This window comes from Winogradskyella sp. PC-19 (assembly GCF_002163855.1).
Taxonomy (GTDB): domain Bacteria; phylum Bacteroidota; class Bacteroidia; order Flavobacteriales; family Flavobacteriaceae; genus Winogradskyella.
Genome location: NZ_CP019332.1, coordinates 1,620,050 through 1,639,485, shown reverse-complemented (window position 1 = coordinate 1,639,485; position 19,436 = coordinate 1,620,050). Strand labels below are relative to the sequence as shown.

Here is a 19,436-nt window from a genome sequence, read left to right as displayed (position 1 = left end):
AGGTTTAATTAAGATTAAAATGGTAAATCATCATTATCAGGAGCATCACTTACTGAAGTGTTTTCAGTTTTTGGTGCTGTATTTTGAGTTGGTGCTGCAGAGGGTTGTTGTTCGCCTTTGGGAGTCAAAAACGTAAACTCATTACATTGTATCTCTGTAGAATAACGTTCCATGCCTTTGTCATCAGTCCACTTTCGCGTTTTTATTCGACCTTCGATATAAATTTTATCTCCTTTTTTTAGGTATTTTTCACAAATTTCTGCGGCTTTATTTCTGACAACGATGTTGTGCCATTCCGTATTTGTTACACGCTCGTTAGTTTGTTTGCTCATGTAACTTTCGCTAGTTGCAATGGGGAAGCGTCCGACGCAATTTTTATCATCAAAATAATGCATCTTTACTTCGTCACCTAAATTCCCTATAAGCATTACTTTATTTAAAGTTCCAGACATAATAATTCTTTTTATTGTAGCGTACAAAATTACGCAACTTATATGTATTAAAAATAATAAAAATTAGGATAGGTATTTTTTTAAAACTTGAATTTATCTATAAACTCACTAATCAACGCAGGGACAGGATAATCTTTGAGTTTTTTTGCAGAAACACCTTTTTTTGGAATAAGATCAACCTCTAAAATCCAAAACTTAGTATGTAAATGCTGATGTGAAAGTTTATGAATAATGTCTTTTTCGTTAAAGAGACTAAATTCAAATTCGGAATCCTCTAAAAGTTTGTGCTTTGATACCTTTTTTTCAAATTTAGAAATGCCAACACTATCTTTAGTTTCAATAAGCGGGAATTGATATAGGTTTTGCCAAATTCCTTTTTCAGTACGTTTCTCGATGATTGTATTTTTCTTCCTATCAATAATGACCAAGAAGTTAAAATAACGATGTCTTATTTTTAGTTTTTTCAACTTTATTGGCAACTCTGAAATTTTATTTTTTTGAAAAGCAACGCATCCTGACTGAAGCGGGCAAAGGATGCAATAAGGATTTTTAGGTTTGCATTGTCGCGCTCCAAATTCCATGATGGCCTGATTAAATGTTGCAGGTTGTTTTTTGTCTATTAATTCTGTAGCTAAAGCTTTAAATTCTTTTATCCCTTTAGTAGAATTTATTGGCGTGTCAATACCAAAAAAACGCGATAAAACTCTGTAAACATTACCGTCAACAACTGCAGTGGATTCACCAAAAGCGATAGAAGCAATCGCACTTGCTGTGTAATCGCCTATACCTTTAAGCTTTATTATTTCGTTATAAGTATCTGGAAATTTGCCGTCTAATTCATTAACAATATACTTAGCTGTAAAATGAAGATTTCTAGCTCTAGAATAATAGCCTAAGCCTTGCCATAGTTTTAAAACAGTTTGCTCATCACTTTTAGCAAGGTCAAAAACTGTTGGAAATGTTTCTACAAAAGAATTATAATAAGGTAATCCTTGTTTAACTTGTGTTTGCTGTAAAATAATTTCGGAGAGCCAAATATAATATGGATTTACTGTATGTCGCCAAGGTAAATCTCTTTTATTCTCTGAATACCAGAGTATTACGTTTTTAGAAAAATTCATTTATAAAATCTGTATACGCTTACAAACATAAAACTATATACGCTTAAATTTTAATGAATTACGTTTGAAATATTGAAATTAAATTACATATATTTGCAACCCCCTATAAATAGTAGTAACGCAATAAATTAAACAAAATGACAAAAGCAGATTTAGTAGCTAAAATTTCTGATAAATTAGGAATCGAAAAAGGTGATGTACAAGCTACAGTTGAATCTTTTATGGATGAAGTGAAAACTTCTTTGGAGAGTGGAGATAATGTATATTTAAGAGGTTTTGGAAGCTTTATAATAAAAACAAGAGCAGAAAAAACTGGACGTAACATCTCTAAGAATACAACAATAAAAATACCAGCTCACAATATACCAGCATTTAAACCAGCTAAAATCTTTTTAGAAGGTGTTAAGGCTAAGGTAGAGGTGAACTAAACATATTACTAAGTAAAATATTAATTTAAAACGAATTATTTATGCCAAGTGGTAAAAAAAGAAAAAGACACAAGGTAGCGACGCATAAGCGTAAAAAACGTAGACGCGCTAATCGTCACAAGAAAAAATAAATCGAAAAAGTAGTTGAGATAACTACTTTTTTCGGTTTTAAAAAAACGTTCTTTGATATAAAATCATTGGTTGTATTTAATAGATTGCACCATTGATTTACCGGAATCCCGATTAATTCGGGAACATCCTGTGTCAAAAAATTAAGTAAAAATCCATCTGTCTCAATTAAGAGATAGATTTAAATCTACATTATGAACAAGGAATTAATCGTAAGATCGAGTTCAGATATTGTTGATTTTGCCTTATTAAAAGATGGAAAACTTATTGAATTGCACAAAGATGATGAGGATAACAACTTTGCTGTTGGTGATATTTTTATCGCCAAAATACGCAAGGTCATTCCTGGCTTAAACGCCGCATTTGTAAACGTAGGTTATGAGAAAGATGCATTTTTGCATTACCATGATTTAGGACCACAATTGCCTTCTCTTTTAAAATTCATTAAACGTGTAAGCACAGGGAAATTAAGAGATTACTCACTCAAAAACTTTCCTTTTGAAAAAGATTTAGACAAGCATGGTAAAATTGCAGAAGCCATTAAGTCTAACCAATCACTATTAGTACAAGTAGTAAAAGAGCCAATTTCTACCAAAGGGCCACGCATTAGTTCAGAATTATCTATTGCTGGTCGTTATATTGTTTTGGTGCCTTTTTCTAATCGCATATCTGTTTCTCAAAAAATAGAATCGCAAGAAGAAAAAGATCGCCTTAAACGCTTGGTAAAAAGTATTACCCCAAAAGGTTTTGGTGTCATTATACGCACTGTTGCCGAAGGTAAAAAAGTGGCTGAAATAGATAGTGATTTACAAAATTTGCTGGACAGATGGACAGCAATGTGTAAAAAACTCTACAAAGCACATCACCCAACAAAAGTATTAGGAGAAATGAATAAAGCATCCTCAATCTTGAGAGATATTTTTAACGACTCATTCTCTGGTATTCATGTCGATGATGAGGTTTTGTATGGACAAGTAAAAGATTACGTGCATCAAATTGCACCAAAAAAGGAAAACATTGTAAAACACTACAAAAATGGTATGCCAATTTTTGATAAATTCGGTATTGAACGTCAAATAAAAACATCATTTGGACGCACCGTAAGCATGGCAAAAGGCGCTTATTTAGTTATAGAACATACAGAAGCCCTACATGTTGTAGATGTAAACAGTGGTAATCGCTCCAATAAGGAGAAAAACCAAGAAGACACTGCTTTAGAGGTTAATCTAATATCTGCTACAGAAGTTGCCAGACAATTGCGTTTGCGTGACATGGGTGGCATTATCGTTATCGATTTTATCGATATGGGTAAAGCAGAAAATAGAAAAAAACTCTACAATCATCTTCGTGACGAAATGAAAGATGATAAAGCAAAGCACAAAATATTACCGCCGAGTAAGTTTGGATTAGTGCAAATAACCAGACAACGCGTTAGGCCAGAACGTAATATTAAGACAAAAGAAGTAAATCCAGATGCTATTGGCGGAGACGAAATCGAAGCACCAATCAAGGTAGTCGAGCGTATTAACCAAGACCTAAAAAGGATTTACAAAAAAGACTATAAAAAAGTAGCGCTACATGCGCATCCTTTTATAGCTGCCTTTTTAACCAAAGGGTATCCATCAGTACGTTCAAAGTGGTTTTTTGAACACAAAAAATGGGTAAAAATTTTACCTAGAGATGCTTACACTTATCTTGAATATCATTTTTTTGATAAAAATGGTAACAAAATCAAATAATATCTATTAATAAAAGCCCAATTGAAATTTTCAATTGGGCTTTTTTTATATAAAAAATCCTTTCATCATATGATAAAAGGATTTTACAATTTAAAACTAAATTATTGTGTTCTAGCACAATTTTACGCGTCGCACTTTGTCTCTAAGACTCTTGCGATAAGCTTTGATGCTAATAATATCGTTACTTTTTTTGTAATTAACTTTAAGATATTTGGCGTTTCGAGATGCTCTAGCTTTTCTAGGAGCAACTTCTTCAACCTTTTTCAAAACAACTAATTCATTATTATTAGTAGACACAGGCTTTTCAGTCTGTGAAAACCCTACTAAAGGTAGAGTTAAAAATACTAGTAATAGAATTAAGTTTTTCATTTGTTTTATTGTTCTTATTTTTAACAACAGTACAAACATAAGCGAGGTTCATGTCTTAAAAAGAAAATTTTAGACCAATCAGGTATACTTTTAGATAAACGGAAAGCAATTGTTTAAAACATCGACGAAATACACTTTTTCGGTCGATAGCCCTTTAAAATCAATACTATATAATGACAGAAAACACCAATAATCCATATTATAATCTATTCATAAAGCAAAAAAACAATCAGTTTAAAGTCTCTAATAGCACTTATAATCAGCGAATTAAGAAGTTGAGTGCACTTCAACGAGCAATAGAAAAGACATTTAGAGAGGAAATTAAAGACGCACTATCAAAAGATTTAGGCAAACCATATGTGGAGTCTGAAATGACTGAAATTTACCAGATAGTTGGAGATATTAAGCATGCAAAAAATCATTTACATAAATGGATGCGTAACAAAAAAGTGCCAACACCTCTTTCAATGTTAGGCGCTTCATCTTATATAAAGTATGAAGCTAAAGGCGTTTGCTTGATTATTTCTCCATGGAATTTTCCTTTCAATCTTACCTTTGGACCATTAGTATCTGCAATAGCAGCAGGTAATACTGTGATTATCAAACCTTCGGAGATGACTCCTAACAGTGCGTCACTAATGAAAAAAATTATAGAGACCTTATTTAATGAAGATGAAGTGGCTTTAGTTGAAGGCGAAGTCCAAACCTCGACAGATTTACTAAAATTACCTTTTAATCATATTTTTTTCACAGGCTCACCAATAGTAGGCAAAATTGTGATGAAAGCTGCAGCAGAGCATTTAGCTTCTGTTACTTTAGAGTTAGGCGGAAAATCACCAACCTTAATTGATGAAACTGCAAACTTAAAAACAGCAGCTAAAAAGATTATGTGGGGTAAATTTATGAATTGTGGTCAAATATGTGTCTCACCTGATTATGTTATAATTCATGAATCAATTAAAGAAGATTTTATAAACGAATGTAAAAGCTGGCTAATGTCTTTTTATGGAGACAATCCTGAGGCTTCTGACTCTTATGCTCGTATAGTGACGCCAAAACATTTTGAACGTCTTAAAACGCATATAAATGATGGTATATCCAAAGATGGTAATGTACATGTAGGAGGTAATTATAATGAAGCTGAGAAATATATTGGACCTACAATCATGTCAGATTTAAATGATGATGCGACACTTTTACAAGATGAAATTTTTGGACCAATTCTTCCTATAGTCACTTATAAAAATCTAAATGAAGCTTTAGATTATATAAATGCAAAAGAAAGTCCTCTTGCTTTATACATTTACAGTAAAAATAAAGCTAATATCAAAACAGTTCTTAATAACACAAAGTCTGGAGGAACTTGTATTAATAACAATATTATCCACTATGCGAACCATAATCTACCTTTTGGAGGCGTAAATAATAGTGGTATTGGAAAATCACACGGTTATTATGGTTTTAAAGCTTTCAGTAATGAAAGAGCAGTCGTCAAACAACATACATTTGGAATTACAGAATTATTATTTCCACCTTATACTAATTACAAAGAAAAGTTAGCGCAATTTACGATAAAGTGGTTTTAAGATTTATTAAAAAAATCGGATTGTATGCGCTCATTAATACCATCTTGAAACTTAGTCATGCTAAACCATTGATGAATTGAGTAACAACCTGTTTCTCCTTTTTTATTTACAGCAATATAACCCACCTGAAAATCTTTATAATCCTTTCCGGGTTTATTGACGATGCGGCCTATAGCTTCTTCACATGCTTCTTGCGGTGTTTTTCCTTGACGCATGAGTTCCACAATTAAGAAACTACCAACGGTTTTAACAACCTCTTCGCCAAGACCAGTAGCTACAGCACCACCAATTTCATTATCTACAAATAATCCAGAACCTATTATTGGTGAGTCTCCGACACGCCCATTCATTTTATAGGCTAAGCCACTAGTTGTGCATGCTCCAGAAATATCTCCATTTTTGTCTACAGCTAGCATGCCTATAGTATCATGATTTTCAATATTTATAATGGGTTTGTATTTGGCTTCAACTTTCCATTTTTCCCAAGCTTTTTTTGAAGCTTCGGTTAATAAATCCTCAGCTTCAAAACCAGACTCTAATGCAAATTGTTTTGCACCTTCTCCTGCAAGCATAACATGTGGCGTGTCTTCCATAACTTTTCGAGCCACAGAAACAGCATGTTTTACATCTTTAAGATATACCACAGCTCCACAATTTCCATGCTTATCCATTATACAAGCATCTAGAGTTACGTTGCCTTCACGGTCAGGTAAACCACCTTTACCTACGGATTGCCCTTTTTCGTTGGCTTCTTCAACTTTACAACCTAATTCTACTGCATCCAGTGCCGTTCCGCCAGAATTTAAAGTATCCATTGCTTTTGCAGTGGCTTGTTCAACATGCCATGTAGCAACTACAACAGGTAAAATTGCTTTGGATTCAGAATTTTCTTTTTCAGGAATTGATTTATCTTCTGCTTGTTCATTACAAGACGTAATAGCTGTTCCTACAGCTAATCCAACACCTGTAAGCGAAGCATTTTTTAAAAATTTTCTACGTTTCATGTTTTATAAATTTAGTAAGCCACGCCTTGTTTGTCCAATACTTTTTTTGTTCGATAAGCATAGAATAGTAAATAAACAAAACAGAAAACAGCAACCCAGTAAGACGATTGAATATTAAATATATCGGCTAACTTTCCTTGCAATGGAGGAATGATAGCGCCACCTAAAATCATCATAATTAAAAATGCAGAACCTTGAGACGTGTATTTTCCTAAGCCAGCAATACTCAATGTAAAAATACATGGCCACATAATTGAACAGAATAACCCACCAGATAAGAAAGCAAATAAGGCTAGATTACCTGTTGTAAATAAACCAATAATCATTCCTAACATTCCTAATATGCTAAATATTTTTAACGTCCGAACAGGATTATCCTTGGCTAAGAAAAAGCCTCCAATTTGCACAGCTACACAGATTGCAAAAAATAGTATTTCATCAGACGAAAAACTTTTTCCACCTGCTCTATTTGCAATCAATATCACTGCAAATGCAATATATGGGACAATAATTAATAACGCCTTTTTTAATCCTTTAGTTGGATTAAATACTGTAATAGCACCAACCCAACGACCAATCATTAAGCCACCCCAATAGAGTGATATAAAAGGCGCAATACCTGCGTCGTTTAAAACTGGAAGACCTAAAGGATTTAAGTTATTAACCTTATCTGCAACGGTTTTTAAAAGTTCGCCAAGGTTACTCTGAATAGTGACTTCTACACCAACGTAAGTAAATATGGCTAACATCCCTAAAACCAGTTGAGGGTATTTCATTGCGCCCCAACCTTCAGGTTTTTTTGACGCACTGGTGTTAGCTATAAATACTGAGCCAATTACAGCAACTAAAGCTACAAATAATAATACTAAGCGCGTATTTTCAACTGATTCAGACACTTCGGTATCCCCAGAATACGTACTAAAAATATAGCCAAAACAAGCTACTATAATTAGTGTTAATACAATCAAGAGATTTCGCGCTTTGTTGGCAGGTTCAAACGGTGTATCTGATTTAAGTGCCGGCAATTTTTTTGAAAAATGAAATAATGCAGCAGCAATTAAAAATAATGCGCCGACGCCTAGGTATAATAATTGAACTGTGGTTAAGGTGATTTCATTATTCTTAATCATAGAAACTAACTCTTCAGGACTTACAGATGCTGTTCCAAATAATACTAACGCCACTACGATTGGGCCAATAGTTGTACCGAAAGAATTTATACCACCAGCAAGATTTAGACGATGAGAACCCGTTTCTGGTGCACCGAGTGCAATGGCAAAAGGGTTTGCGCCTGTTTGTTGTAAAGAGAAGCCTAGACCAACTATAAACAATGCTATTAATACAAAATAGAATACTGCTGTTTGACCTTGTTCTGCACCTGCCGTTGAAGGATACATGACAAATGCGCCTATTGCAGATAATAATAAACCATAGACTATCACTTTTTTGTAACCCCAAGAATTAACGATATCTTTTTTAATAGAACTAGAAATAACAAATAGTAACAAAGCCCCAATATAATACGCTCCATAAAATGCAAAATCTACCAGCTGAGATTGAAATTGGTCGATATTAAAATAAGTTTTACAAAAGGGAATAAATACGCCGTTAGAAGCCGCAATAAAACCCCAGAAAAAGAATACAGTGACTAAGGTTGTAAGTGCAGATTTGTTGGTTTGCTGATTGCTCATTATTATATTAATTAGTTAGTGTTTTTTATTTTACGGAAATTTCATCTACAAAAATCCAGCTTTTTCCATCCATCGGATGTCCGATGTGCCATTCAGGTAAATCACCTAATTTTTTTGCGATAACCTTTATGTACCTATATGACTTTGGTTGTGATTTTTTAAATCTCGTATTAATTTCTTCTGTAACGAGACTCATTTCCACAGTTTTTACAGCGATATTATAATTCTTTTGTTTTGTGTCTAGTCTCTTTTTTCCAATGGATATAAAATTTACACCATCTTTTGATACTAAATATTCTACTTCAGTTGGATGAAAAATCCACGCACCTTGGTCACGTAAATAGTTTGATGTAATGGAACTAATCGGTTTTTCAGAACCCAAATCTACAATTGCTACCAAATCTTGATTATGATAACCTTGCCAACTACCAGTTCTGTAATTTTTGGTGCTTCTGATGCCATCTATTAAAGCATCATTGCCACCTGCTGAATATTGATTGGCAAATTTAGATTCTAGCTTGATACTTAGATTTGGGTCAATCTTATAGAAAGGTGTTTCTAAAACAGGACTTTTTAAATTTCCCTTTTCAGAATACAATTTAACTTTAGTATCTTCTGTAATTGTAAACGGTTTGTTATAAGATTGAAACTCATTTTCGTTTAATGCATAAAAGATTGTCGCATCGCTTTCAGAAGTATTTAAAACGACTTCAGTACTGCCTCTAAATGTAATGTCACCTTTTTCAATATATGGTGAAGGTAAAATGATATGGTCTTTAATTTCAGTCTTTGGTTCTTGACCTTCTCTTGAACCCCAAACAGCAGGATTATCGGTCATTGTGAATTCTAAAGTTCCACCTTCAATTATATCTGAATGATTAATAAATGTTTTCTCTAACGGATTACCATTGAGATTTGCACTTTCAATGTAAATATTGGTTTCACTTCTGTTATTAGCAATAACCGTAAACTGTTTACCATTTTCTAAATTTATTGTTGCTTTATCAAAAAGAGGTGTTCCAATAATATATTGATTACTTCCTGGTGTAACCGAATAAAAGCCCATAGAGCTTAAAACATACCAAGCACTCATTTGCCCACAATCTTCATTACCTGAAACGCCATCGGGGTCATTATTATATAATTCCGTCAAAATTTGGTATACACGCTCTTGTGTTTTGTGCGGTTTGTTCACAAAATTATACAAGTAAGCCATATGATGACTAGGTTCGTTACCATGTGCATACTGACCAATTAAGCCTGTGATATCAGACTGATTGCGCCCCGATGTTTCAGTTTTAGCTGTAAATAATTCGTCCAGTTGTTTTTCTAGCTGGTCTTTTCCGCCCAACAATTCTATAAATCCAGAAATGTCTTGCGGTACATAAAAACTGTATTGCCAAGAATTAGCTTCTGTATAATTAAAGTTAACTTCATACGGGTCAAATGGCGCAAACCAAGTATTTCTAAATCGACCACGCATAAATTTGCTTTCTGGATCAAATACATTTTTGTAGTACTGAGCACGTTCAATGTAATTTTTATAATCTTCAGTTTTTCCCATGTCTTTTGCCATTTGTGCAATGGTCCAATCGTCATAGGCATATTCCAAAGTTTTTGATACAGATTCACTTTCTTCATCAACTGGTATAAAGCCATATTTTTTATAGGCTTCCAACCCAAATTTATCGCGAGTAGCAGAATGCTTCATAGCTTCAAAGGCTTTTTCTGTATCATAATCTCTAATACCTTTTAAATAGGCATCAGCTATAACTGGGACCGCATGATAACCAATCATGCAATCGGTGTAATTACCAGCTAAATCCCACATTGGCATAATACCACCTTCGTCATATTTAGCTAAAAATGTATTTATAAAATCATTAGTTTTTTCTTGCTCAATAATCGTATAAAGTGGATGTGCTGCTCTGTAAGTGTCCCAAAGAGAAAAAACTGAGTAGTAATCAAATTCTGCATTATGGATTTCTAAATCCATGCCTCTATATCTTCCGTCTACATCTTGATAGCGATTTGGTGCTAACATGGTATGATATAATGCTGAATAAAAATTGACCTTGTTCTCTAAATCTTGATCATTTATTCTGTCAACTCCATTTAAAACATCATCAGTTGAAGCATTAGACTCAATTACAATTTTGGAGAGTTGCTTCTCCCAGTAATCTTGAACTTCACTCTTTATAGATTCAAAATCTTTATTCGAAATCTCCGCTTCTAAATTTTGTCGTGCCCCTTCAATATCTACTGAAGAAATACCAACTTTTATATAAATAGGGTCATTATTTGGGTTGTTGAATTTTAAAGCGCTACGTCGACCACCAGGCATTCCGGTTTTTTCTGGCGATTGTAAAACATCCGTAAATGGGTGAGATGTTTTAATCGCGAAGAATAAGCGTTGGTCTTTTGCCCAAGCTTCAGAATGTCTAAAACCTACAATTTCAGTATCTGATATTTTTTTGATTTTAGCATCTAAAACCTTATCTCTATGAACCAAATCTAAAATTACATACTGATTATCAGCAGATGGGAATTGATATTTATGTATACCACTTCGTTTAGAAACGGTCAGATCAACATCAATATTTGTAGAATCTAAGTGTACTTTATAATATCCAGGTTCGGCAGATTCATTATCATGCGAAAAATGGGCACGATAACCTGGCTTACCATCAGCACCATTATTAAAAATTTGTTGATTTGTTGGCATTAAAAGTACATCACCATAATCACTAATTCCTGTTCCGCTTAAATGTGTGTGCGAAAATCCATAAATATATTCATCAGAGTAGTGGTAACCAGAACAACCATCCCAACCTTCGAGTCTTGTGTCTGGCCCTAATTGCATCATACCAAAAGGCGCCGATGCTCCGGGATATGTGTGGCCATGACCACCAGTACCAATAAACGTATTCACGTAGTTTATAAGCGGTTGGTCTTTTTTTGCAGTTGGATTGGGATTTTCATCTTGGCATCCAAATAAAAGGAATACGCCAAGGAAAGCAGAAATAAATTTAGGATTCATCAAAAGATTACTAATTTTAATGCACCTAAGATACTAAAATGAATTTCAAGAAAAAGTACATCATTTTATTTTTGGTTTTTATTTGTTTTGCTTGTCAAGAGAATGAGCAAATCGTTATTCAACCTCAAATAATTCCTACTCCTAATAATTTAAATATTACAGAAGGTGATTTTTATTTAAGTTCAGACACAGACCTTGTTTATGATTCTGAATTGGAAACAGCTGTGTCCTATTGGAAATCATTAGTCACTCCTGTTTTTGGTGCGAATACAGGTAAATCTAATGCCATAAAATTTGAATTTGACCAAAGCATTAAAAATCCTGAAGCCTATATATTAGATATTAATTCAAAAGAAATTTTAATAAAATCGAACTCATCAAAAGGTGCTTTTTATGCAGTACAATCCTTAATTCAATTATTACCAGCAGAATTTCTTAATGGCAGTTTGGAGTCTAAAGGCATCAAAATTCAAAGTCTACAAATTGAAGATGAACCACGATTTAAATATCGGGGAATGCACCTAGATGTCGGCAGGCATATGTATCCTGTAGCATTTATAAAAAAATATATAGATGCGCTAGCAATACTGAAAATGAATACGTTTCACTGGCACCTAACCGAAGACCAAGGTTGGCGTATTGAAATTAAAAAATACCCAAAGCTACAAGAAATTGCCGCTTACAGAAAAGAAACACTGATTGGTCATTATAGTGACCAACCACACCAGTTTGATGGTAAAAAATATGGTGGTTATTACACCCAAGACCAAGTGAAAGAGATTGTAGCTTATGCACAAGAGCGTTTTGTTACGGTTATTCCAGAAATTGAAATGCCAGGCCATAGTCAAGCAGCAATCGCAGCATATCCAGAATTGGGATGTACAGGTGAACAAGTTGAAGTTGCAACAAAATGGGGTGTTTTTGAAGAGGTGTATTGCACCAAAGAGCAAACCTTCGATTTTCTCGAGGATGTTTTGGATGAGGTAATAGCACTTTTTCCTAGTGAGTATATTCATATCGGTGGCGATGAAGCACCAAAAACAAGATGGAAAACATGCGAAGCTTGCCAAGCTAAAATAAAATCAGAAGATCTTAAGGATGAGCATGAACTTCAGAATTATTTTATTACCCGAATGGAAAAATATTTGAATTCTAAAGGGAAACAGATTATCGGTTGGGACGAAATTCTAGAAGGTGGTTTAGCACCAAATGCAACAGTGATGTCATGGCGAGGAACAAATGGTGCCGTTGAGGCAGCAAAGTCAGGGCATAATGTAGTGATGACGCCAACTTCTCATTGCTATTTTGATTATTACCAATCTGATAATGAAGACGAACCCACAGCAATTGGCGGCTATCTTCCGCTTGAAAAGGTGTATAGTTTTAATCCAATTCCTGAAGAATTAACGACAGGCGAAGCCAAATATGTTTTAGGGGCACAAGGAAATATTTGGACAGAATATATGCCAACATCTGAGCAAGTAGAGTATATGGCATTTCCTAGAATTCTAGCAATGAGTGAAGTGGTGTGGACAAATCAGGAACATAAAGATTATGAGAATTTTGTTTCTAGAGTTGAGAATTTCAATAAACGACTAGACGTTTTGGATATCAATTATGCGAACCATTTATACGAAATAGAAGGTGAGATGATTTCAGTTAATAACAAGTCATATTACAAATTAGAAACGCTTACAGAAGGAAAAGACATTCGATATACATTAGATGGAAGTAAGCCTGATTTAAATTCAGAAACTTATACTTCTAAAATACCAATCACTGAAAATGCAACTATAAAGGCAGCAGTTTTTAATTCAGAAGAACAACTCGGAAAAACTTTTACTCAAAACATTAATTTTCATAAAGCTGTTGGTGCAAAAATCTCCATAGATAAAGCGTCTCATAAAGCCTATTCGGGTAGTGGTGCACAAGGTTTAATAAATGGCATTAATGGAAGTGATACGCGCTATGGTGATAAAGAGTGGTTAGGGTTTTGGGGCGAGGATATAATTATAACGATAGACTTTCAAACACCTAAAGAGATTAACTCAATCTCCACTCGATTTCATAACGGAAATGGGCAATGGATTTATGCACCAGAGGAAATAGGTTTTAGTTTCAAACTTCAAGAAGACGGAAGAACAATTCATGACATTAACCTTATTAAAAATAAGGGAGATATATTAGTTAACCATTCTTATAAAATGGAACCTACTATAGTTAGTCAAATAGAAATAGTAGTCAAAAACTACGGCAAAATCCCATCAGGAAAACAAGGGACTGGCAATAATGCTTGGACCTTTATTGATGAAATTATAGTTAACTAATATGCTCTTAGAAGTCTGCGCCAATTCTTATCAATCTGCAAAAAATGCCCAAGACGCAGGTGTACACCGTATTGAATTATGTCAAGAATTATCAGTTGGTGGCATCACACCATCTTATGGTTTATTGAAACAAGTGGTTGAAAATTTAGACATCCAAGTTTTTGTTTTAATTAGACCTCGAAGCGGAAACTTTGTGTATTCTGATGCGGAGTTTGAAATCATGAAAAAAGACATTCAACTATGTAAAGATTTAGGTTGCGAGGGCATAGTTTCTGGAGTATTAAATCTTGATAAAACTATAGATATAAAACGAACAAAAGAATTAGTAGAGCTTTCAAAACCATTAGCATTTACGTTTCATCGTGCTTTTGATGAGGTTATTAATCCAGAAGAAGCATTGGAGCAATTAATTAATCTGGGCGTTGAACGTGTATTAACTTCTGGACAAAAATCATCAGCAGAAGAAGGCTTGGGTTTAATAAAAGAGTTACATGAAATTGCTAACGACAGAATTATCATTTTATCCGGTGGAGGCATTTCACCTAAAAATACTTTAAAATTTAAAGCTGCTGGTTTGAAGGAAATTCATGCTTCTGTTTCTAAAAAAATTGAACAAGAGCATTCTATTTTTGGGATGACGCAAACAGTTTCGGACATTCAAAAAATAAAGGACATACTTAATGAGATATAGCTATCTGTTTTTAATTTTATTTGCTTTCAGTTGCCAACCAAAATACGATGTTCCGGTTACTATTGAATTAAACCAAAACTGGGAATTCAAAAAAGTAAATGATACCGTTTGGAAGTCGGCAATCGTTCCTGGAAATGTGTTTTCAGACTTATTAGAAAACAAACTTATTGAAGACCCATTTATTAACGATAACGAAGAAAAAGTACAGTGGGTATCACAAGAAGATTGGGAATACAAGACTACATTTTCAGTCAAAGAAGAAACATTAGAGAAGAAGAATTTAGAACTCAATTTTGAAGGCTTAGATGCTTATGCTTCAGTGTATTTGAATGATAGTCTAATTTTAAAAACCAACAACGCATTTCGAGAATTTGATTTAATTGTAAAACCACTTTTAAAACCTGAGAATGAGTTACGAATAGTTTTCGAATCGACATCAAAACAAGAAGCTATTGAGAAAGCAAAACTGCCTTATGAGTTACCAGAAGGTGACCGTATTTTTACCCGAAAAGCACAATTTCAATACGGTTGGGATTGGGGACCAAAACTAAATACAAGTGGTATTTGGCGACCGATTAAGCTGGTTGGTTGGAATGATATTCATCTTAGAAAAGAAAACACTCAAATAAAGCTCCGACAACTAACCGATTCTAAAGCCGATTTCAATATTTTACTTGAAGACTATCCTTCAACTGAATATTCTTACGAAGTTTATGTAAATGATACACTTATTCAATTACATAAGAAATTGCCTTCCGACATGATAGGTGTTGTCTCGTTTCAAATCAAAAACCCAAAACTCTGGTGGCCACATAACCTAGGCGAACCTTATTTATATGACATTAAAGTGGTCGTTAAAGATGGTAAAAAAATACTAGATAGCGTTTCAACTAAATACGGCATCCGAGATATTGAATTGGTTACCGAAAAAGATAGTATTGGTGAAAGCTTTTATTTTAAGGTTAATGGTAAACCAGTTTATGCAAAAGGCGCAAATTATATTCCTCAAAATAGCTTTCAAGATAAAGTGACGAACACGCATTATGAGAAACTATTAGATGACGTGGTTGATGCAAACATGAACATGCTCAGAGTTTGGGGTGGCGGTATTTATGAGAATGATATGTTTTATGATTTATGTGATGAAAAAGGCATCTTAGTTTGGCAAGATTTTATGTTTGCTTGTGCCATGTATCCTGGCGATGATGACTTTTTAGAAAATCTAAAACAAGAAGCTGAAGATAATGTAAAGCGACTACGAAATCACGCTTCAATTGCACTTTGGTGTGGAAATAATGAAAATTCTGAAGGTTGGCATCGTTGGGGTTGGCAGGCGAATAGAAGTGAAGAAGAAAAAGAAGAGATTTGGAATAATTACCTAAAGGTTTTTGATTCTATTTTGCCAAATACAGTTTCAAAATTACCAGATACTGACTATTGGGAAAGTTCACCAAAATATGGACGTGGAAATCCTAAATATAAAATCGAAGGCGATGCTCACGATTGGTGGATTTGGCATGACTCTTATCCGTTTGAGCATCTCGAAGAAAATGTACCACGTTTTATGAGTGAGTTTGGCTTTCAGTCGTTTCCGAGTTATGAAGCTATTAGATATATCAATCAAAGTGATAGTATAGATATTTCTTCTGAAGGGTTTAAAAATCATCAAAAACATATTAGAGGATTTGAGTTGATAGATGACTACATGAAACGCGATTTTCCTGTGCCAACTAATGCTGAAGATTATGTTTATATGAGTCAGCTTTTGCAAGCTTACGGCATAACAAAAGGCATTGAAGCGCAGCGTCGCGCTAAACCTTATAATATGGGAACTTTGTATTGGCAACTCAACGACTGTTGGCCAGCTGTTTCATGGAGTAGTATTGACTTTATGGGTAACTGGAAGGCGTTACACTACAAGGCAAAGCAAAGTTTTGAGGATGTTTTGATTTCAAATACTATCAAAGGAGATATCATTGAAACTTTCCTCATAAATGACAGTTTTCAAATAGAAGAGGGTTATTTGAAAGTAGAAATAAGAACCTTTAATAACGACTCTATTTGGAGTATTGGTAAAAATATTAAAGTTAGTCCGTTTTCAAAAGACAAAAAATATCGAATAAATTTCGATGGTTTAGAGTTCAATAAAGACGAAGTCTATTTAGCTACTAAATTCAATGGTAAAATAGCGATTGATTTTTTTGTAAAACCAAAAGATTTAAAATTATATCAAGCAGAAATACATCAACGAATTATAAAATCTGATGATGGATTTACTATTGAATTGCAAAGCGAAACCTTTCAGAAAGATGTATTTCTCTATTCGAAAACGAAAGGACATTTCTCAGATAACTTTTTTGACATGCTTCCAAATAAGACGTATGCCATTCATTTTAAAACAGATGCTAAATCACTTGATGACTTGGAGCTTAAAACCTTTAACACTTTTGTAAGATAAGTCGGTTAGTGTCTTTGTAACTTTGAATTTTTAAACTTCATAGATGATTCGTTGGTTTATATTTATTCTTGTCGTTGCGATTGCAGATTATTATGCGTTTCAATCGTTACGTACTATAACTAAAAGTAATTGGTGGTTTGCATTGTATTGGATTTTTACAATTGCTGTATTAGGTAATTTTATTTATCAGTTTTTTGGATTTAGTAGAAGTGATGGTTTTTCTCACACTAATGCTTATGCTGTAGGATTTTTAATTGCAATGGTAGTCCCAAAATTGGTTCTTATTGCCATTATGTTTGGAGAGGATGTTTTTAGAGTACCACAAGGTGTTTACAGTTATTTTATGCAGGGTAGTGAAGGAGAAGAAGGTGTAAAACACTTTCCGTCTCGCAGAAAGTTTATTAGCCAAATTGCTCTTGGTTTAGCCGCTATTCCTTTTACATCTATTCTTTATGGCATGTATAAGGGCAAGTACAATTTTAAAGTCTTAAAATATGTTCTTCATTTTGAAGACTTACCAGATGCTTTTGATGGTTATAAGCTTACGCAGATAAGCGATATCCATTCAGGAAGTTTTGATAATATTGAAAAGGTAAAATATGCTGTAGATTTAATTAACGAACAGCAAAGTGATGTTATTTTGTTCACTGGAGATATTGTAAATAATAAAGCCACAGAATTAGAGCCATATGTGCCAGTATTTAATAAACTCAAAGCAAAAGACGGTATGTATTCTGTCCTTGGGAATCACGATTACGGTGATTACGTAAGATGGAATTCTGATGAAGAGAAAGCAAGAAATTTGGAGGATTTAAAGTCACTGCAAAAAGATATAGGTTTCGATGTATTACTAAATGAAAATCGTTTTATAGAAAAAGATGGGCAACGCATCGCCATTGTTGGTGTAGAGAATTGGGGAAAAGGAGGTTTTAAAAAGGCTGGAGATTTACAAAAAGCAAAATCGGCAGTAAGTAAGGATGATTTTAAAGTTTTACTGAGTCATGATCCAAGCCATTGGGACGCTGAGGTTGTCAATGATGATTACCATTACCATCTTACCTTAAGCGGTCACACACATGGTATGCAATTTGGTATTGAAATTCCTGGCTGGTTTAAATGGAGTCCAGTAAAATGGCGTTACAAGCGTTGGGCTGGGATTTATGAAGAATTAGGACAATATATAAATGTCAACCGTGGTTTTGGCTATTTAGCATTTCCTGGTCGTGTTGGTATCTGGCCAGAAATAACGGTTATTGAGCTCAAAAAAGGTAAGAAAACTCAAAATGTTTAGATACTAATTTTGCATTAAACAATTTTGTATATTTATAATTGTATCAAAATGAAAGCAATACAATACCTTATTCAAAGTATAGTAAAAAAAAATGCTTAAGTTTGAAGTATATATTTGACTAAAACCGCAATGATATGTCAAAATTTGGAGAGCTTATAGATGTAGACAAACCTGTGCTACTTGACTTCTTCACAGAATTGAACGAGCAATCTACAGCAATGCATCCAGTACTTAGAGATGTAGCTGCAGCGCTTGGCGATAAAGCCAAAGTCATAAAAATTGATGTAGAAAAAAACCAAGAACTTGCTGAAGCTTTAAGAGTAAAAGGCTTACCTACACTTATTATCTATAAAAACGGCGAAATGAAATGGCGCCACAGTGGCGAACAAGATGCCAATACACTTATTGGTATTATTCAGGAGTATGTTTAGTTAATTGATTTAAAGGTATATCTTTTATCATTATAATAATTCAATACCTTGGGTAAAACTGCTTTCAAATTTCGTTTTGCTTTTACACTGTCATGCATAACAATAATACTTCCTTTTTTAGCTGAATTGACAATATTTTCAAAACATTCTTCTTCAGAGATAGAAGCTTTCCAATCAAAGGACAACACATCCCACATTATAATCTTATAACCCAGTTGTAGAAGTCTCTTGGCTTGCTTATTTTTTAGTTTACCGTAAGGTGGACGAAAAAGATTAGAGTCTATTAAAGTTTTTGTCTTTGAAACATCTTCCAAGTAGGCTTTTGTTTTATGCTTCCAGCCTTTTAGATGATTATAAGTGTGATTGCCTACAGCATGACCTTCATCTGTGATTGCTTTAAAGATTTCAGGATACTTTTTAATATTACTACCAATACAAAAAAAAGTAGCTTTTGCATTGTAAAATTTTAGTTGTTCTAAAACCCAAGGTGTAATTTCTGGAGTTGGACCATCATCAAACGTCAGGTATAGTTCCTGCTTTTGGGTATCAACATTCCAAATAAAACTAGGGAATAAAGATTTTATAAATCCTGGGGTTTTTGCAGGAACGAGTTTCATTGTAAAAGTCGTATAAAGTTCTCTGTTCGAAATCTGTAAATTTTTGAAGTTCAATAGATTTC

Annotated in this window: 15 protein-coding genes; 8 read left to right on the top strand and 7 right to left on the bottom strand. The window is 33.8% G+C overall.

Features of this window, described 5'->3' with window-relative positions; all coding sequences use genetic code 11:
• Positions 1 to 14: 14 nt before the first annotated feature.
• Together BTO05_RS07500 and mutY are read right to left on the bottom strand one after the other, a co-directional pair.
• Positions 15 to 452 (bottom strand): single-stranded DNA-binding protein, encoded by a 438-nt coding sequence (locus BTO05_RS07500; RefSeq protein WP_087492067.1) that lies wholly within the window; start codon positions 450 to 452, stop codon positions 15 to 17.
• A gap of 80 nt (positions 453 to 532) precedes the next feature.
• Positions 533 to 1,573 carry an A/G-specific adenine glycosylase gene (gene mutY, locus BTO05_RS07495; protein ID WP_087492066.1) on the bottom strand — a complete coding sequence of 347 codons (1,041 nt, stop codon included), beginning with the start codon at positions 1,571 to 1,573 and terminating at the stop codon, positions 533 to 535.
• 137 nt (positions 1,574 to 1,710) lie between these two features.
• Here mutY and BTO05_RS07490 point away from each other — a divergent pair, with 137 nt between their 5' ends.
• Together BTO05_RS07490 and BTO05_RS07485 are read left to right on the top strand one after the other, a co-directional pair.
• Positions 1,711 to 2,001 (top strand): HU family DNA-binding protein, encoded by a 291-nt coding sequence (locus tag BTO05_RS07490; protein ID WP_087492065.1) that lies wholly within the window; start codon positions 1,711 to 1,713, stop codon positions 1,999 to 2,001.
• A 323-nt stretch (positions 2,002 to 2,324) separates the two neighbouring features.
• Positions 2,325 to 3,869 carry a ribonuclease E/G gene (locus BTO05_RS07485; RefSeq protein ID WP_087492064.1) on the top strand — a complete coding sequence of 515 codons (1,545 nt, stop codon included), beginning with the start codon at positions 2,325 to 2,327 and terminating at the stop codon, positions 3,867 to 3,869.
• Positions 3,870 to 3,980: 111 nt separating this feature from the next.
• Here the strand turns inward: BTO05_RS07485 and BTO05_RS07480 are convergent, their stop codons facing one another.
• Positions 3,981 to 4,238 (bottom strand): hypothetical protein, encoded by a 258-nt coding sequence (locus BTO05_RS07480; protein ID WP_157662555.1) that lies wholly within the window; start codon positions 4,236 to 4,238, stop codon positions 3,981 to 3,983.
• A gap of 173 nt (positions 4,239 to 4,411) precedes the next feature.
• On the opposite strand from BTO05_RS07480, the gene BTO05_RS07475 reads away from it, so the two are divergent.
• Positions 4,412 to 5,824 (top strand): aldehyde dehydrogenase family protein, encoded by a 1,413-nt coding sequence (locus BTO05_RS07475; protein ID WP_087492062.1) that lies wholly within the window; start codon positions 4,412 to 4,414, stop codon positions 5,822 to 5,824.
• Here the strand turns inward: BTO05_RS07475 and BTO05_RS07470 are convergent.
• The 3 genes from BTO05_RS07470 to BTO05_RS07460 are packed head-to-tail and all read right to left on the bottom strand — an operon-like array spanning position 5,821 to position 11,559.
• Positions 5,821 to 6,828, bottom strand: coding sequence for a N(4)-(beta-N-acetylglucosaminyl)-L-asparaginase (locus BTO05_RS07470; RefSeq protein WP_087492061.1), 1,008 nt, complete (start codon positions 6,826 to 6,828; stop codon positions 5,821 to 5,823). The genes BTO05_RS07475 and BTO05_RS07470 overlap by 4 nt on opposite strands.
• A gap of 11 nt (positions 6,829 to 6,839) precedes the next feature.
• Complete coding sequence (locus BTO05_RS07465; RefSeq protein ID WP_087492060.1) at positions 6,840 to 8,519, bottom strand: MFS transporter; 1,680 nt, start codon at positions 8,517 to 8,519, stop codon at positions 6,840 to 6,842.
• A 25-nt stretch (positions 8,520 to 8,544) separates the two neighbouring features.
• A complete protein-coding gene (locus BTO05_RS07460; RefSeq protein ID WP_087492059.1) occupies positions 8,545 to 11,559 on the bottom strand; it encodes a GH92 family glycosyl hydrolase in 3,015 nt (1,004 codons plus the stop codon).
• 38 nt (positions 11,560 to 11,597) lie between these two features.
• Between BTO05_RS07460 and BTO05_RS07455 the strand changes: the two genes are divergently transcribed.
• The 5 genes from BTO05_RS07455 (at position 11,598) to BTO05_RS07435 (ending at position 18,757) form a co-directional block, all read left to right on the top strand.
• Positions 11,598 to 13,886, top strand: coding sequence for a beta-N-acetylhexosaminidase (locus tag BTO05_RS07455; protein WP_087492058.1), 2,289 nt, complete (start codon positions 11,598 to 11,600; stop codon positions 13,884 to 13,886).
• Position 13,887: 1 nt separating this feature from the next.
• Entirely contained in the window at positions 13,888 to 14,577 is a 690-nt protein-coding gene (locus tag BTO05_RS07450; RefSeq protein ID WP_087492057.1) for a copper homeostasis protein CutC, read from the top strand.
• On the top strand, positions 14,567 to 17,035 hold the full coding sequence (locus BTO05_RS07445; RefSeq protein ID WP_087492056.1) for a beta-mannosidase: 2,469 nt from the start codon (positions 14,567 to 14,569) through the stop codon (positions 17,033 to 17,035). The genes BTO05_RS07450 and BTO05_RS07445 overlap by 11 nt, the downstream gene beginning before the upstream one ends.
• Positions 17,036 to 17,078: 43 nt before the next feature.
• Entirely contained in the window at positions 17,079 to 18,326 is a 1,248-nt protein-coding gene (locus BTO05_RS07440; RefSeq protein WP_087492055.1) for a metallophosphoesterase, read from the top strand.
• Between the two features lie 134 nt (positions 18,327 to 18,460).
• Entirely contained in the window at positions 18,461 to 18,757 is a 297-nt protein-coding gene (locus BTO05_RS07435; protein ID WP_087492054.1) for a thioredoxin family protein, read from the top strand.
• Here the strand turns inward: BTO05_RS07435 and BTO05_RS07430 are convergent.
• Positions 18,754 to 19,428 carry a polysaccharide deacetylase family protein gene (locus BTO05_RS07430; RefSeq protein WP_317041887.1) on the bottom strand — a complete coding sequence of 225 codons (675 nt, stop codon included), beginning with the start codon at positions 19,426 to 19,428 and terminating at the stop codon, positions 18,754 to 18,756. The genes BTO05_RS07435 and BTO05_RS07430 overlap by 4 nt on opposite strands.
• Between the last annotated feature and the right edge of the window lie 8 nt (positions 19,429 to 19,436).